Origin of the sequence: Streptomyces sp. NBC_01669, assembly GCF_026339735.1 — a bacterium.
Classification (GTDB): domain Bacteria; phylum Actinomycetota; class Actinomycetes; order Streptomycetales; family Streptomycetaceae; genus Streptomyces; species Streptomyces yanii.
Genome location: NZ_JAPEQG010000001.1, coordinates 7913497 through 7928877 on the forward strand (window position 1 = coordinate 7913497; position 15381 = coordinate 7928877).

14 protein-coding genes and 1 pseudogene are annotated in these 15381 nt (G+C 69.6%); 9 read left to right on the forward strand and 6 right to left on the reverse strand.

What is annotated here, in order from left to right:
• Nucleotides 1–63 precede the first annotated feature (63 nt).
• Nucleotides 64–609, reverse strand: a complete 546-nt coding sequence (locus OG972_RS35540; RefSeq protein WP_266988605.1) for a YceI family protein — start codon at nucleotides 607–609, stop codon at nucleotides 64–66.
• A gap of 53 nt (nucleotides 610–662) precedes the next feature.
• Nucleotides 663–1127 carry a nuclear transport factor 2 family protein gene (locus OG972_RS35545; RefSeq protein ID WP_266988607.1) on the reverse strand — a complete coding sequence of 155 codons (465 nt, stop codon included), beginning with the start codon at nucleotides 1125–1127 and terminating at the stop codon, nucleotides 663–665.
• 159 nt (nucleotides 1128–1286) lie between these two features.
• Here OG972_RS35545 and sigJ point away from each other — a divergent pair, with 159 nt between their 5' ends.
• The 3 genes and pseudogenes from sigJ to OG972_RS35560 form a co-directional block, all read left to right on the forward strand.
• On the forward strand, nucleotides 1287–2228 hold the full coding sequence (sigJ, locus tag OG972_RS35550; RefSeq protein ID WP_266988609.1) for an RNA polymerase sigma factor SigJ: 942 nt from the start codon (nucleotides 1287–1289) through the stop codon (nucleotides 2226–2228).
• 552 nt (nucleotides 2229–2780) lie between these two features.
• Entirely contained in the window at nucleotides 2781–3143 is a 363-nt protein-coding gene (locus OG972_RS35555; RefSeq protein WP_266988611.1) for an NAD(P)-dependent oxidoreductase, read from the forward strand.
• Nucleotides 3140–3490: pseudogene (locus OG972_RS35560) on the forward strand (sigma factor); the annotation flags it as partial. The gene OG972_RS35555 and the pseudogene OG972_RS35560, both read left to right, overlap by 4 nt.
• 217 nt (nucleotides 3491–3707) lie before the next feature.
• On the opposite strand, the gene OG972_RS35565 reads toward OG972_RS35560, so the two are convergent.
• A complete protein-coding gene (locus OG972_RS35565) occupies nucleotides 3708–4082 on the reverse strand; it encodes a peptidoglycan-binding protein (protein ID WP_266988613.1) in 375 nt (124 codons plus the stop codon).
• A gap of 379 nt (nucleotides 4083–4461) precedes the next feature.
• Between OG972_RS35565 and OG972_RS35570 the strand changes: the two genes are divergently transcribed.
• On the forward strand, nucleotides 4462–4833 hold the full coding sequence (locus tag OG972_RS35570) for a trehalase family glycosidase (RefSeq protein WP_266990914.1): 372 nt from the start codon (nucleotides 4462–4464) through the stop codon (nucleotides 4831–4833).
• A 136-nt stretch (nucleotides 4834–4969) separates the two neighbouring features.
• Here the strand turns inward: OG972_RS35570 and OG972_RS35575 are convergent, their stop codons facing one another.
• Nucleotides 4970–5194, reverse strand: coding sequence for a hypothetical protein (locus OG972_RS35575; RefSeq protein WP_323135914.1), 225 nt, complete (start codon nucleotides 5192–5194; stop codon nucleotides 4970–4972).
• 206 nt (nucleotides 5195–5400) lie between these two features.
• Complete coding sequence (locus tag OG972_RS35580; protein WP_266988615.1) at nucleotides 5401–5772, reverse strand: VOC family protein; 372 nt, start codon at nucleotides 5770–5772, stop codon at nucleotides 5401–5403.
• A gap of 171 nt (nucleotides 5773–5943) precedes the next feature.
• On the opposite strand from OG972_RS35580, the gene OG972_RS35585 reads away from it, so the two are divergent.
• The 3 genes from OG972_RS35585 (at nucleotide 5944) to OG972_RS35600 (ending at nucleotide 8014) form a co-directional block, all read left to right on the forward strand.
• On the forward strand, nucleotides 5944–6078 hold the full coding sequence (locus tag OG972_RS35585; RefSeq protein ID WP_266988617.1) for a hypothetical protein: 135 nt from the start codon (nucleotides 5944–5946) through the stop codon (nucleotides 6076–6078).
• 428 nt (nucleotides 6079–6506) lie between these two features.
• Nucleotides 6507–7622, forward strand: a complete 1116-nt coding sequence (locus OG972_RS35590) for a hypothetical protein (protein WP_266988619.1) — start codon at nucleotides 6507–6509, stop codon at nucleotides 7620–7622.
• A 221-nt stretch (nucleotides 7623–7843) separates the two neighbouring features.
• Nucleotides 7844–8014, forward strand: a complete 171-nt coding sequence (locus tag OG972_RS35600) for a hypothetical protein (RefSeq protein ID WP_266988621.1) — start codon at nucleotides 7844–7846, stop codon at nucleotides 8012–8014.
• 234 nt (nucleotides 8015–8248) lie between these two features.
• Here OG972_RS35600 and OG972_RS35605 read toward each other — a convergent pair whose 3' ends face one another.
• Complete coding sequence (locus OG972_RS35605; RefSeq protein WP_266988623.1) at nucleotides 8249–9232, reverse strand: LuxR family transcriptional regulator; 984 nt, start codon at nucleotides 9230–9232, stop codon at nucleotides 8249–8251.
• Between the two features lie 241 nt (nucleotides 9233–9473).
• Here OG972_RS35605 and OG972_RS35610 point away from each other — a divergent pair, with 241 nt between their 5' ends.
• A complete protein-coding gene (locus OG972_RS35610; RefSeq protein ID WP_266988625.1) occupies nucleotides 9474–10886 on the forward strand; it encodes an aminopeptidase P family protein in 1413 nt (470 codons plus the stop codon).
• Between the two features lie 1082 nt (nucleotides 10887–11968).
• A complete protein-coding gene (locus OG972_RS35615; protein WP_266988627.1) occupies nucleotides 11969–15343 on the forward strand; it encodes a pyruvate carboxylase in 3375 nt (1124 codons plus the stop codon).
• The last annotated feature ends 38 nt before the right edge of the window (nucleotides 15344–15381 follow it).

The following is a 15381-nucleotide window of genomic DNA, read 5'->3' on the forward strand; positions in this document are numbered from 1 at the left end:
ATCAGGAGGACGGCTTCCAGGACCACACGTCCTGTTGGCTGAGCAGCCGTTTCAGCGGGGCCGTCAGGTCTGCATAACCACGGCGATGTCGAGCTCCAGTACCACCTTCTGGCTGACCAGAACCCTGGTCGCCGCGTTCCAGTTCACGCCCCAGTTGTCGCGGTTGATCGTGATGCCGCCCTTGAAGCCGACCCGGTAGCCGCCCCGTGGGCCGTTCTCGGCGCCGGTCAGTTCGAGGTCGACGGTGACCGGCTTGGTCACACCGCGGAGGGTCAGGTCACCGGTGACCCTGAAAACGGTGTCGGCGAGCTGTTGCACCGTGGTCGAGGTGAAGACGAGGGTGGGGTGGTGGTCCACGTCCAGGAAGGTGTCACGCAGCTGGTCGTCACGCTGCTGGTTGCGGGTCTGGATGCTCTTCGCCTGGATCGTGAGCCGGGTGCTGGACTTCGACGGGTCTTCGCCGTCGATGTGCGCACTGCCCTCGTACTGCTCGAACTGCCCGCGCACTCTGGTGCCCATCGTGTGCCGGGCGACGAAGCCGATTCGCGTACCGGAGGGGTCGAGGACGTAGTCGCCGGTCAGCTCGCTGAGTGTGGTCATGATGGACATGCCAGGTCGCTCCTGGTGGGAAAAGGGTGGTTGATCTTTCAGTTCCGAGACGGTCACGGTTCGCGGACAGACCCGGGCACTGTGCGGGGCTCCGAGCCGGCCAGCGGGGTGGTGTCGAGGTACCTGACCTCGTAGACGCGCTCGGTGAACTTCCAGCCGCTCTGGGTACGCCGGTAGCGGTCGTGGTAGAGGGAGTGGTTCAGGTGCGAAGAGCCGTCGCGCATGCGCCCGAACTCCGCGACGTAGGCACGGCCGACCGCGGTGTCGCCCTCGATCCGGATCGTGCCCGGGTGCACGGTCTGCACGAAGTACTCCCAGTGGTCCTGCAGTCGCTCGATCGCGGCGCGGATCTCGCCCCGGCCGACGAACTCAGCGGGAATGTGGGGCATCCGCCACGCGCCGTCGTGGGTGAACAGCGACGCGAACCGGTCGTGGTCGTGCATCATCCCCGCGTCGGTGAACTCGCCGCGTAGCGCCTCGATCTCGACGCGATCCGCGATGGCCTGAATGTCGGTCATGGTGTCGACCGATCTTCCTGTTCGATGGCTGGCGTTCGTCTCAGCAGTCCGACGAGACGACCGCCCGGAATGTCAGGTCGACGTGCCGCCTCACATTCCCAGGGGGTGGCTCGTCGTACTGGTGTGAGCAAGATGCGATCAAGGAAAGTCGGTAACTCCATGAACACCTCGTCCGAGCCGGGACTCGGCCGGCCCGATCCGGGTCTGAGCGCGATCATGAGTGAGCGGCGTCAGCTGATCGGCGTGGCGTACCGGCTCCTCGGCTCGCTGGCCGATGCAGAGGACGTCGTACAGGAGACGTACGCGCGCTGGTACGCGATGTCCCGGCAGGAGCAGGAGGCCGTCAACCATCCCGGCGCCTGGCTGACGAAGGTAGCCAGTCGTATCTGTCTCGACCTGCTCCGCTCGGCACGGGCACGGCGCGAGCGCTACGTGGGCGAATGGATCCCCGAACCGCTGCCCGGACGTCCGGAGTGGATCGATGTGAGGCCGGGCGACACCACTGCCGACCCGGCCGACCGGGTCACCCTCGACGAGTCGGTCCACATGGCCTTCCTCGTCGTCCTCGACTCGATGACCCCGGCTGAGCGCGTCGCCTTCATCCTGCACGACGTATTCCGCTACTCCTTCGCCGAAGTGGCCGAGATCGTCGGCCGCACTCCCGCGGCATGCCGCCAGCTGGCCTCCTCGGCCCGCCGACGCCTCCACACGTCGCAGACCCCCGCTGCTCCCGCAGCTCAACGTGCCGCCCTCGTCAGGCACTTCAAACGGGCCTGGGAAGCCAAGGACATCGACGCCCTCGTCGGCCTGCTCGCCTCCGACGCCACGGCGGTCGGCGATGGTGGCGGCCTCGTCAGCGCCGCGCCGCGCCCCGTCGAAGGCGACGAGCACATCGCGCGCTACCTGGTCGATCTCGCCGGCAAGGTACCCGACCTGACGATCCAGGAGCGCACGGTCAATGCTCAGCCCGGTCTGATCGCTCAGCAGGCGGAAGTCACCGTCGCGGTGTTCGCGTTCGACGTCGATGGCGCCCGGATCACGCGCATCTGGGCAGTCCGGAACCCCGAGAAGCTCCGGCCCTGGACGGCCCGAACGGCGTAGCCGTCGATCCGGGCCGAGGCGGAGCGTCACCAGCTCCCGCGTCGCGGGCGGGCACGGGATTCAGCTCCGCATGCGGTTCGTCTCGCCCGCCCATCCGCGCTCCGCGCCACGCTTGCGGGCGGTGGGCGGCTCCGTCGGACCCCGGGTACGCCGGTCCGAGGCCCGGTCAGACGGGTGAGCTCCCTATGGCTGCGGCGGCGCAACACCCGTGGCGCGCAGGGCGCGTGTGGCTCCTGGTGGTCGTGCCACCACCGGCACGATCCGGCTCCGGTCCTGACGCGGCCGCCCGAGTGACCTACGCCTTGGGGCGCGGGTGCACCAGGTGCCGTGCAACCCGCGCGCCGGTCGGGCCGGCGAGCCGTTGCTCCGTCGTGTCGGCGGGCGCTGTTCGCTCCCACCGCGATGCTCCTCCGCCTTTCTTCGCCGCCCATGTCACAGACGGCGGGGCTGTCTCGTCTCGGGTCTCAGAGAAGGCTTTGAGCGGGAGCCGGCGGCGCGGTCCTGCGCTACGGCGGGCTCTACGGGCCGGGCGCCACCGACGACCAGGTCGGGTTGATCCGGAAGCGGCAGTTCCCGCTGGTGGGGCGCGCCACCGGCTACAGCTCGTGGGTGCATCTCGACGACGCGGCGAGTGCGACCGTCCTGGCCGTGGAGCAGAAGGCGAGGGGCGTGTTCAACATCGTCGACGACGAGCCGGCCCCGGCCGCCGAGTGGCTGCCGTATGTGGCCGCGTGTGCGGGGGCGAAGCCGCCGATGCGGGTCCCGGTGTGGCTGGCCCGGCTGCTGGCCGGGGAGGTGGCCGTGGTGATGACGACCGAGGGGCGCGCCTTCTCCAACGCCAAGGCCAAGCGGGAGCTCGGCTGGGAGCTGCGCTACCCCTCGTGGCGACAGGGCTTCAAGGAGGAGCTGTCGTGACCCGGACCGAGGAGTTCGAGGACCTGCGGCCGCTGCTGTTCGCGATCGCGTACCGAATCCTCGGCAGTGTGACCGAGGCGGAGGACGCCGTCCAGGACACCTGGCTGCGCTACGCAGCATCCCCGACCCGGCCCGCCTCGGCCAAGGCGTTCCTGTCGGCCGTGGTCACCCGCATCTCGATCGACACGCCGCGCTCGGCCCGGGTCCGACGCGAGGAGTACGTCGGGCCCCGGTTCCCCGAGTCGCTGCTCACCGACCCGTACGAGAACCCGGAGCGCTCGGCAGAACTGGCCGACTCCCTGTCCATGGCGGCCCTGTTGCTGCTGGAACGGCTGACCCCGCTGGAGCCTCGGTCTGTCGACGGGCACATCATCGGCCGGGCCGAGGACTGGGAGGTCTCGGGTGCCACGAACCCGATGTCACACCCCAGGCTCGGCCCCTGGCTCCGTGGTGAGCGCGGCCCTCACGACGGCCCGGTGCCCGGCGGCAGGGAAGACGGTCACGAATGACACGGACAGTGAGAGCGAAAGTGACGGGCCGCGTACGAGGCACGCGCTTCGTGGCTCAGCCCGGGTACGGGTCGTAGCAGTCGAGGGCCGGGTGGTAGAGCACTCTCCAGGTGCTCGGGTCGACGACGCCGCTTGCGGGCAGGCCGTGGCAGCCCTGGATCCAGCGGATCTTGTCGCGCAGGCGGAGGTCGAAGACGCCGTCGACGGTGAGTTTGGGCGGGACACCTCCCCACCGGTTGCTCAGGCACTGCGCCTGCATGACCGCGCTGCCGCTCTGGCCGAAGCTGAGGACGGGGCGAGCCGTGGACGGCGTGTGGGAACACCCTCCGTCCGTGGACTCGGCGCCCGATGCGAACTGTGGCGCCGCCATGCTCAGTGATGCGGCCACGCACAGGGTGGCGCTCCAGGTGAGGAGTCTGAGACGGCTCATCCGGCCTCCTCTTTCGTGTGATCGGCCCCGGTGGGCTTGCGCTGCCGGGAGCCGGAGTGCGACGTATCTCCCATCCTCTCCGGGTTGGATGTGGTTCGCGACCCTTGCGGGCTGCGTCGCAGGTGGCACTCACGTAGCGCGGTGGAGGGCGCCGTGCGAGCCCGCCGGGGCCGTCTCGCCCTCTACGCGATCGTGTCGTCGTCGATCTCGCTGAGCGAGCCCTCCTGGGCGCGCGGGGCGCCCGCGAAGTAGCGGAGGTGTTCGATGGCGAGCGGGATGTCGGCGGCCGGCGTTTTCCGACGGCTGGTTCCACGACACCGCGCTCGGCACCGGCGCGCCGCTCACGGCCCGCGGCCGCGGCATCGAGGGTGCGGTCCCGCTGTGGACCGGCACTGCGTCCAGGACGCAGGCCCGCGCCGTGCGCGACAAGCTGACGGACCCGGCGGAGTTCGCGACGACCGTCCCGTTCCCGACCGTGTCGAAGAGCTCCCTCTACTTCTCGCCGACCGCGTACTGGCGCGGCCCCGTCTGGTTCGACCAGGCCTACTTCGCCCTCGGCGGGCTGCGCCGCTACGGCTATGACAAGGACGCGAATGCCCTGACGGAGCAACTCCTCACCCGAGCGTCGGGCCTCACCGGCAACGGGTCGATCATGGAGAACTACGACCCGATGACGGGAGCCCCACTCAACTCGCCCAACTTCAGCTGGTCGGCGGCTCTGCTGCTGCCGATGCTGACGCGGGACAACTAGGCTCTGTCTCTCCGATCACCTGTTCAGGAAATGCGCAACGGGCGGGATCTCGCGGGTGCTGAGGTACCACCCGGACAGCCCCGTTCTCCTCAACGGCAGTGCTGCACGGGCGGGTGTCCAACGAAGGCCAGACCGCCTACAGCACAAGCAATGCCTGGTCTACATCACGTTCGCGTCTGGCCAGCGCATGCAATACGGCCTGATCACCGTGCCTTTCGCGGGCAGCCGCGACAAGCACGTCAACCGCGACAGCGAGTGCGGCTTCGGGCGCCGGGCAGCGAGCGCCCACACTCAATGCCAAGTCATCGAGGTGAACCGTCAGTTCCACACAGCGGGTCTGGAGATAGCCGTCGAGCAGCATTTCCTCTCCTGGTCGGTGAAGGATGGCCACTCGCCGATCGGCAGGCTCCTTGTCCAACCGCCGCGCCAGCCGTTGCCACGCAGCCTGCGCCTGCTCACCCACGAACGGAGCCAGATCAGCGGCGCAGCGGCGATCACGTCTTTCTCGGCACCGCGACAGCAGTCGCAGTCGTCATCTGGCTCCGAACATGACCGCACGAACAAGCCCTACCCGATGAGGGTCTCCTTCGGGCGGACCACACAGAACTCGTTCCCCTCCGGATCGGCGAGCACGGTCCACGACTCGTTGCCGCTCTGCCCGACGTCCGCCCTGCGGGCGCCGAGTGCAAGAATGCGCTCGATCTCGGCCTCCCGATCCCCTGCGGCGGACGTCAGATCAAGATGGAGGCGGTTCTTGACAACCTTACGATCCGTCACCGGCATGAAGCAGATACCCACCGGCGCCGTCTCGTCCGGCCCGATCACCACCTCCCGCTCCCGCTCGGACAGGATCCGCCAGCGCAACACCTCAGCCCAGAACCGGGCCAGGGCGGACAGGTCGTGGGCATCGACAACGATGTGGTGCAGAGATAAGGGCATGTCGGTCAGTGTGCCCCGTGATCGGCCGGACAAGTCCTAGCCGGCCTGCGGCGGCCGTTCGTCGCGCGCGGGGCGCCGCTCGGTGCGTGGTCCAGTGTGTGAGCTGTCGCCGTCCCGTCGGCCCCGGGACGCTGCTTCCACCTCACTCACAGGGGGCACGGCGAAGGCCCCGTGATCCACCTGCTCGCAGCCCGCGCGGAGCGCCGCTTCTCCGGCAAGGAACGGGCGGGGGTGCAGGCTTTCGAGGACATGTGTGAGGTGTGGCGGCCGGTGGTCGACGCGATCGCGGAGGACCTGAACGACTGAGTCCGGTCACGTCGCGCGGGAGCGGAGGCTGGCACGGCTTCGCCTTCCGAGGGTCGGGTCCTGCCGGGTGCGGAGGGCGTGCAGCGCGGGGAGGCGGGCGGGTGGGGCCGGCGTGGACCCCCGCGGGGGATCGGCTTGCGATGGCGAGCCTGTGTGCGCGACAGCCGGGCGTAGGATCACTGGAATACCTGCAGGTCGGAGGCGTCCGACGGGTTTCGCCCCGCCTGGCAGGGAATTCCTCGGAGTCCGACGGGAGTCGGCTTCGAGGGGCACGTGCGACACATGCAAGTGAAGAATGGGGTGCCGTGGGAAGCCACACCCGTCGTCCTGGAGAGTACGTCAGGCCAGTCGGCCGAATACTGCTCGACGACTACTGTCAGGCGTCCGGGGAGTTCTATGCCTCAGGGGCGTACTACCTTCAGGAATCGTTGAGCAGATTCCGTGCGGGCCAGAAGGTCGAGGCCGAGCTCGTGCCCGAGCCCCACAACCCGTGGGACGCTCGGGCGGTCGCTCTTGATGTGGAAGGGCAGCGAGCCGCTTACCTGCCCGCAACCTCGGCGAAAATGTGGCACGACGTCGTGAGGGCGTGGAATTCCGCCGGTTTCGCGGTGTACATCGGCGCCGAGATCAACCGTTGGGACGGGTATGACGAGGGGGGCCGCTTCGGCCTCACCGTGCCCAAGTGGGACTGGGAAACCCTGTTGGACCTGGCGGAGGCGGCGGAACTGCGCGTCGCCTGGGAAGCGGCCATGGCCGACCTGACCGAGGAGCAGCGGCTGCTGCTGCGCAAGGACGGGGGCTACAGCCCCGACGAGTCCGTCCTGAAGGCGATGTGGCAGAGGCGTCCGAAGCATCCCATGTTCAGGTGGGGGGCGAAGAGCGACGGAGACCTGACCGATCGGATGCCGTTCTGGTGCGGCTACTTCGTCCGCGAGCAGATGCGGGAGGAGCGGGAGCGCGTCCGGTTTGCCCGTTCCGTCAAATCGGCCCTGCTCCGCGAGTTCAAGGGTGAGATCAAGAGGAGGCGGGAGCGGGAGCGCGAGCAGTCGCGTCTCCTGTGTCAGGAGCAGGACGAACGGGTTCTGCGGTTGCAACGCGAGGGCTTGCGTGTTTCGGACATCGCCGCCGAGGTGGGCTTGACCCACAAGCAGGCCGAAAATGCCCTGTCTCGTGCTCGTAGCGCCGCGGGAATCACATCTCGGCGGCAGGAGGACCTTCAGACCGAGCGCCGCCGTAACGCGGCCGAGGCCGTCCGTCTCAAGAGGTCCGGGATGGCAAGGGCGCAGATCGCGAGAGCCATGGGCCGGTCCGCAGACACCGTTGACGAACTGCTGAAGGACGGACTCTTCTATGAGGCGCCCGAAGTCCATCCGGAGCGGCTGAAGTTGGCGCGACGGTGTGTCGAGCTCCGGGCTGCGGGGCTGGTGAAGGAAGAGACCCTGGGGAGGCTGGGAGTCAGTCGTAAGCAGGCGCTGAGAGCCTTTCGGGACGCCTCCTTCCTTGAAGCTGAAAGGTGCGAAGAGCCCATCGGTTCCGCGGTATGACACGGAGGGGCGCGGGGGCCGAGGGGTATCGGGTGCCCTCCCTTCGGCCCCCGGCTCGCCGCCCTGGCCCGCTGGCGTACCGAGCCGACGGCGAGTGACCGCCGCTGGGCGTTTCTCAAGGCGTCGACCCGGGGCCAGGCGGTCACCGGCACGGTTGCCGGGATCACCTCCTTCCACATGACGTTCGCCGTCATCGGTGGTTCCTGGCGGTGCTCAATAGGGTGATCAGGACCCGGTTCGGGATTGCCCGGGTCATCGCGATGACCGGGGACGTGGCCACAGCCGTGGACCAGTTGCGCGGGGTCAGGGACGACTGTGCCCGGGTTCTCGGCGAGGAGCACCCCGACACGCTGGCCACGCAGGCGGAACTGGAGGCGCTGCTCGCTGGTTGACCGGACGGATGGCGGGACGACGGAACCGACCGGGTCATCGCTGCCGGGCGATGACCCACGTTGGGGGCTGCCGGCGCGCAACGTGCACCGTGATGGCTCCGCCGGCCAGGGTCCCGAGCAATGCACTCGGACGCCGCGGCGCGCTTTGGCACGACGCCGAATCACTACCGACGAGCAGCGTGACCGGTCAGGGGCGACGCGTCGTCCCTGCCGGGGCGGACGGGCACGCTCCAGTCACAGCCATCCGCAACGTTGCGCCTGCAGAGCCATCTGGAACCGGCTCGTCGCACCCAGCCGGGCCATCAGGATCTGCACCCGGCGGAACAGCGTGCGGCGGCTGATTCCGATCTCCCGGGCGATGACCTCGTCGCTCGCACCGCCGGCCAGGAGCCACAGCAGGCGGCGGTCGGCGGGCAGCAGGCCGCCCGGCCGGGCGGTGCGGCCGTGGAAGGGCAGTGCGTTCTGCCATGCCTGCTCGAACAGTGCCACGAGCGCGGAGAGCAGCCCGCACGGCTGCACGACCAGCATGGTGTTGTGCACATCGGCCTCCTTGATCGACAACGACACGAGCGCGTACGCCTCGTCGATGATCACGAGCTTGACCGGCACCGACGGCAGTACCCTGGCCTGCTCACCGGCCTCGATGCACGGTTCGATGACTGCCTCCAGCTGGCCCGGATGCTCCAACGACTCCCGCGAGTACACGACACGCTGCGTCACACCGCGGGCGAGGGTGGCCAGCGCATCGTCGGTGGCGCCGGCGAGGGGGAAGTACGGCGGTGAGTCGAACTGCCGGATCTGTTCGCGGGCACTGGCCCAGGCTTGGCGCATCCTGGGACCGATGGCTTCCCCGGTGACGACTTCGACGAGATCGTCGTTGTACGCGGCGAGCCGCTGCCGCCGGAACGACTCGAACGCGCCCCCGACGGTGATGCGCGACTCGTCGAGCTCGGCCGCCCGGTGCCGGCCGAGGATCTCCAGCCCTGCGGCGGGCGGAACCGGGGCCACCACATCCCCGCCCTCCACGGCGGCACTGGCCAGGCCTGCGTCGACCAGTTCGCCGTACGCCGCGGCGAGTTCCGCGCCGTCCAAAGCGGCCGCGGCCCCGATCGCGCTCAGCGGAGCGGGCGCCAGCTCCAGCAGAGCCATATAGACCCGTCCTGCCTCGTGATCGATCCCCAGAAGCCGAAGAGCCTCGCTGAGTTTTGCATTCGCCATGTGCCACATTATCGACGGCTCCCGTTGGGTCCGGGCAGGCGGTTCGGATGTCCGGTGGCCGATCTGTGCCACTGGCAGTCTTCGGCACCCGTTGGGCGCGGTGCGGGGTACCGTCCGGGAGTCGCCGACGATCGGTGGCAGCGAGCGGGCCTGGGGCTGCACCGGGACGGAGTTCGGCCTGTGCGGACGCGCCTCTCTTCCCCCCGCCCCTGAGGAACCCACCCAGAAGAAGGTGTATGAAGTGGCGAAACGTCGAAAGAACGGTCTCTACCAGGGGATCTCCGAGGAGCTGTCCGCCCTGATGCGGACGGGGTGGGCGGACACCGAGCGGCACGGTCTGCAGCCCAGCGAGCAGGCTCCGTACGCGGCCCGCCGGCGCGCCGCGCTCTCCGAGCGCTTTCCCGGCGAACGCCTGGTGATCCCCTCGGGGAACCTCAAGACCCGCTCGAACGATGACAGTTACCCGTTCCGGCCGTACACGGGCTATGTGCACATGACCGGGGACCAGGCCCGTGACGGCGCTCTCGTGCTCGAACCCCGCGCGGACGGTGGCCACGACGCGTACTGCTACCAGCTGCCACGGGACAGCAGGGACAACGACGACTTCTGGACAGGCGCGACGGCAGAGCTGTGGATGGGCCGGCGCCGTTCCCTCACCGAGTCGGAGCGCGTGCTCGGACTGCCCTGCCGAGACGTTCGCACGGCCGCCCGTGACCTGGCCGCTGCCTCCGGCGCACCGACGCGGATCGTCCGTGGTCACGACCCGTCCCTTGAGGCCGCTGTCACCACTGATGAAGAGCGTGACGCCGCGCTGGAGGAGGCGCTCAGCGATCTCCGCCTCGTGAAGGACGAGTGGGAGACGGCCGAGATCCGCAAGGCTGTGGACTCCACCGTGCGCGGATTCACCGACGTCATCGGGGAGCTTTCCCGGGCGATGGCGTCGTCCGAGCGGTGGATCGAGGGAACCTTCTTCCGCCGGGCACGTCTCGAGGGCAACGCCGTCGGCTACGGCTCGATCTGTGCCGCGGGCGAGCATGCCACGATCATGCACTGGACGGACAACGACGGTCCGGTGCGCCCGGGCGATCTGCTCCTGCTCGACGCGGGTGTGGAGACGCACTCCCTCTACACTGCCGACATCACCCGCACGCTTCCGATCAACGGAACCTTCACGCCACTGCAGCGCGAGATCTACGACGCGGTGTACGAGGCCCAGGAGGCCGGCATGGCGGCGGTCAAGCCGGGTGCCCGGTACCGCGACTTCCACGAGGCGTCGCAACGCTACCTGGCGGCGCGGTTGGTCGAGTGGGGCTTCATCGACGGCCCCGTCGACCGCGCGTACGAACTCGGCCTGCAGCGCCGCTTCACCATGGCCGGAACCGGCCACATGCTCGGTCTGGACGTCCATGACTGCGCGAAGGCCCGCAACGAGGAGTATGTCGACGGCGTGTTGGAGCCGGGCATGGTGCTCACCGTCGAGCCAGGCCTGTACTTCCAGGCGGACGATCTGACCGTGCCCGAGGAATGGCGCGGCATCGGCGTCCGGATCGAGGACGACCTGCTCGTCACCGACGGCGGGCACGAGAACCTGTCGGCCGGCCTGCCGCGCGCCGCGGACGAAGTCGAGGTGTGGATGGCCCGGTTCGCGGGCTGAGCGGGTCGTCGACGTGGCGGTTCGCGCTTCCCGTGACCTGAGCCGTCCAGTCGAGTCCGAGGCCGGTCAGGTGCGGGAGCTTGTGCTCGGTCTCGTGTCGTGGCGCCCTGGTCCTGGCCGGGGCGCAGGAACACTCCGGCGTCGACTCACCACAGAGAGCCACTCCCGTGCAGACCTCGGCCCCGGCTCCGAACAGCAGAGGGAACGCGCCCGGGCGAGGTCATCCAGCAGCAGGCCGAGGGCGGCACAGGCAGACGGGGGCATGCCTCCGCTCACGAATGTCCCCAACAGCGACCGTCGTGTCCGGTTGAGCTTCCTGGGTGACTTCAGCTGCGAGGGTGCAGGCGCAGTTGTCGCCGGTCGCTGCCCGCCGCCGCACTGGTTACGGCTTCGGCGTGGGAGGCCAGCGTTGGGTCGCCGAAGCCGTCATCGCCCTGCTGGACGGGTTCCGCTGCTTTCGCTTCGACCGGGAAATCCGGTCGGGGGGCGATCGTGACGTCCTCGTCGTCCTGGATGCCGGCTACGACGCTCCGCGCATGACCCGTCCCATCTCCTTCGCGGCCCGCCGGTGGAGGTTCTTGGGAGGGGCTGGACGGGGCGCCCGGGCAGGTCACCGCACCGACCGCTACGAGCCCGCGCAGACGATGGCGTGGGACCGTATCCCCCCAGGCTCACCCACCGCTCGGCCCGGATCGTCCACGGCCGCAACTCCCCGTCATCGAGGACACGTTGATCCGCCTGCAGTTCGACCGTCTGTCCGGCGAGGACCTTGACCGGCGCCGGCAGGCATTCCTGTGCGGATTCGACCTGGAACGCGTTCCGCATGGTCAAGCAGACGCTCGGCCGGAACCACCCGGAGATCCGTCCCACAGGCGGCAGGTCGCTGGACGTGGCTGATCAGCACCGTGTACACCGAGCCGTGGTTTGCCCGACCGCTCAATGAAGACCTTCGTGAACCTGCCGATGAGCGACCGGCCGGTGACGATTCGACCCGAGCCGCACTTGTACGGGTGTAGACAGGGCATCAGTCACGAGGGCGCCCGTCGGGCGCGCACGTCGCGAACGTCAGGAAGGGACTGTGCATGTTCCGGAAGGTACTTGTCGCGAACCGTGGTGAGATCGCCGTCCGCGCGTTCCGGGCCGCTTACGAACTGGGCGCCGGAACGGCGGCGGTTTTTCCGTACGAGGACCGCGGCTCGCTGCATCGTCTCAAGGCCGACGAGGCCTACGAGATCGGCCGGAGAGGGCACCCGGTGCGCGCCTACCTGTCGGTCGAGGAGATCGTGGGCGCGGCGCGCAGGGCCGGGGCGGACGCCGTGTACCCCGGGTACGGCTTCCTGTCCGAGAACCCGGATCTGGCCCGGGCCTGCGAGGACGCCGGGATCACGTTCATCGGTCCCAGTGTCGGGGTGCTGGAACTCACCGGCAACAAGGCGCGCGCGGTCGCGGCGGCCCGTGCGGCGGGTGTGCCGGTCCTGGGATCGTCGCAGCCGTCGACCGACGTGGACGAGCTGGCGGTGGCCGCGGAGGAGATCGGCTTCCCGTTGTTCGTCAAGGCGGTTGCCGGAGGCGGCGGGCGCGGAATGCGGCGAGTGGACGACCCCGCGCACCTGCGCGAGGCCATCGAGGCGGCCTCCCGCGAGGCCGAGTCCGCCTTCGGCGACGCCACGGTGTTCCTGGAGAAGGCCGTCGTCGACCCCCGCCACATCGAGGTGCAGATTCTCGCCGACGGACACGGCGACGTCATCCACCTGTTCGAGCGGGACTGCTCGGTACAGCGGCGCCATCAGAAGGTCGTCGAACTGGCCCCGGCGCCCAACCTCGACCCCGCGATCCGGGACCGCATCTGCGCCGACGCGGTCGCCTTCGCGCACAGCATCGGCTACCGCAACGCCGGCACCGTCGAGTTCCTGCTCGACCGGGAAGGCAACCACGTCTTCATCGAGATGAACCCGCGCATCCAGGTCGAGCACACGGTGACCGAGGAGGTCACCGACGTCGACCTGGTCCAGGCGCAACTGCGCATCGCCGCCGGCGAGACCCTGGCCGACCTCGGTCTCGCGCAGGACAGGATCTCCCTGCGGGGTGCCGCACTGCAGTGCCGGATCACCAGCGAGGACCCGGCCAACGGGTTCCGGCCGGACACCGGCACCATCAGCGCGTACCGCTCGCCGGGCGGCTCAGGCATCCGGCTGGACGGCGGCACCGCCTTCGTCGGCTCGGAGATCAGCGCCCACTTCGACTCCATGCTGGTGAAACTGACGTGCCGGGGCCACGACTTCGCCACCGCGGTGCGACGCGCCCGGCGCGCGGTGGCCGAGTTCCGCATCCGCGGCGTGGCCACCAACATTCCGTTCCTGCAGGCGGTCCTCGACGACCCGGACTTCCAGGAGGGCCGGGTCACCACGTCGTTCATCGAGGAGCGCCCGCAGCTGCTGACCTCGCGCCACTCCGCCGACCGTGGCACCCGCCTGCTCACCTACCTCGCCGACGTCACGGTCAACAAGCCGCACGGCGAGCGCCCGCACCTGATCGACCCCACGACCAAACTGCCGGGCATCGCGAACGGCGTACCGCCCGCCGGGTCGAAGCAGCAGTTGACCGAGCTGGGGCCGGAGGGCTTCGCACGGTGGCTGCGGGCGTCACCCGCGGTGGCCGTCACCGACACGACCTTCCGGGACGCCCACCAGTCCCTGCTGGCCACCCGGGTGCGGACGAAGGACCTGCTGGCCGTCGCTCCGGCCGTGGCCCGGACTCTGCCGCAGCTGCTGTCGCTGGAGTGCTGGGGCGGCGCCACCTACGACGTGGCCCTGCGCTTCCTGGCCGAGGACCCATGGGACCGCCTCGCCCGTCTGCGTGAGGCGGTGCCCAACATCTGCCTGCAGATGCTGCTGCGTGGCCGCAACACGGTCGGCTACACCCCATACCCCACGGAGGTCACCACCGCCTTCGTCGAGGAGGCCACCCGGACCGGCGTCGACATCTTCCGCATCTTCGACGCTCTCAACGACGTCGGCCGGATGCGGCCGGCGATCGACGCCGTACGCGAGACCGGAGCGGCCGTCGCCGAGGTGGCCCTGTGCTACACCTCGGACCTGTCCGACCCGGCAGAGAAGCTCTACACCCTCGACTACTACCTCCGGCTCGCCGAGCAGATCGTCGAGGCCGGCGCGCACGTCCTGGCGATCAAGGACATGGCGGGGCTGCTCCGGGCACCCGCCGCCGCGAAGCTGGTGACCGCGCTGCGCAGGGAGTTCGAGCTACCCGTCCACCTCCACACCCACGACACGGCCGGCGGTCAGCTGGCCACCTACCTGGCCGCGATCAATGCGGGCGCCGACGCCGTGGACGGAGCGGTGGCCTCGATGGCGGGCACCACCTCGCAGCCCTCGCTGTCGGCGATCGTCGCGGCCACCGACCACTCCGAGCGGCCGACCGGGCTGAGTCTGCGGGCGGTCGGCGACCTCGAACCGTACTGGGAGATCGTGCGCAGGATCTACGCGCCGTTCGAGGCCGGCCCGGCCTCGCCCACCGGGCGCGTGTACGACCACGGGATCCCTGGCGGTCAGCTGTCCAACCTGCGTGTCCAGGCGCGGGAGTTGGGCCTCGGCGACCGGTTCGAGGAGATCGAGGCGATGTACGCCGCGGCCGACCGCATGCTCGGCCGCCTGGTCAAGGTCACACCGTCGTCCAAAGTGGTCGGCGACCTCGCCCTGCACCTCGTGGGCGCGGGCGTCCCACCCGAGCGGTTCGCCGCCGAGCCCGGCGCGTACGACATTCCGGACTCCGTGATCGGGTTCCTGCGCGGCGAGTTGGGCGACCCGCCCGGCGGCTGGCCGGAGCCGTTCCGCAGCAAGGCCCTCAAGGGCCGTGCCGCCCCCAGGCCGGTCGCCGAACTGTCCGCCGAGGACCACGACGGACTGGAGAAGGACCGGCGGGCCACCCTCAACCGGCTGCTGTTCCCCGGGCCGGCGAAGGAGTTCGAGGCGCATCGCGACGCCTACGGCGACACCGGAGTCCTGCCGAGCAAGGACTTCTTCTACGGTCTGCGGCCGGGGGAGGAGCATGAGGTGGACCTCGAGCCCGGAGTGCGGCTGCTCATCGCACTGGAGGCGATCGGCGAAGCGGATGAGCGCGGCATGCGCACCGTGATGGCCACGCTCAACGGCCAGCTCCGGCCGATCCAGGTGCGCGACCGCTCGGTGGCCTCGGAGCTGCCGGCCGCGGAGAAGGCCGACAAGTCCGACCCGAAACACGTTGCCGCGCCGTTCGCCGGGGTGGTGACGCTGTCGGTCGCAGCCGGAGACCGCGTCGAGGCGGGTGCGACCATCGCGACGATCGAGGCGATGAAGATGGAGGCCGCCATCACCGCTCCGGTCGCCGGAGCGGTCAACCGACTGGCCATCAGCTCCGTTCAGCAGGTCGAGGCGGGCGACCTCTTGATCGTGATCATCTAGACCCTCCGGGGGCGATCGCCCGGGCCCCGGGCCGTGCA

Bases quoted from the DNA above. Each gene is read 5' to 3' on its own strand.
- OG972_RS35605 (WP_266988623.1), bottom strand. From the start codon at position 9,232: ATGGCGAATGCAAAACTCAGCGAGGCTCTTCGGCTTCTGGGGATCGAT.
- sigJ (WP_266988609.1), top strand. From the start codon at position 1,287: ATGAACACCTCGTCCGAGCCGGGACTCGGCCGGCCCGATCCGGGTCTG.
- OG972_RS35575 (WP_323135914.1), bottom strand. From the start codon at position 5,194: ATGCTGCTCGACGGCTATCTCCAGACCCGCTGTGTGGAACTGACGGTT.
- OG972_RS35545 (WP_266988607.1), bottom strand. From the start codon at position 1,127: ATGACCGACATTCAGGCCATCGCGGATCGCGTCGAGATCGAGGCGCTA.
- OG972_RS35615 (WP_266988627.1), top strand. From the start codon at position 11,969: ATGTTCCGGAAGGTACTTGTCGCGAACCGTGGTGAGATCGCCGTCCGC.
- OG972_RS35580 (WP_266988615.1), bottom strand. From the start codon at position 5,772: ATGCCCTTATCTCTGCACCACATCGTTGTCGATGCCCACGACCTGTCC.
- OG972_RS35565 (WP_266988613.1), bottom strand. From the start codon at position 4,082: ATGAGCCGTCTCAGACTCCTCACCTGGAGCGCCACCCTGTGCGTGGCC.
- OG972_RS35540 (WP_266988605.1), bottom strand. From the start codon at position 609: ATGTCCATCATGACCACACTCAGCGAGCTGACCGGCGACTACGTCCTC.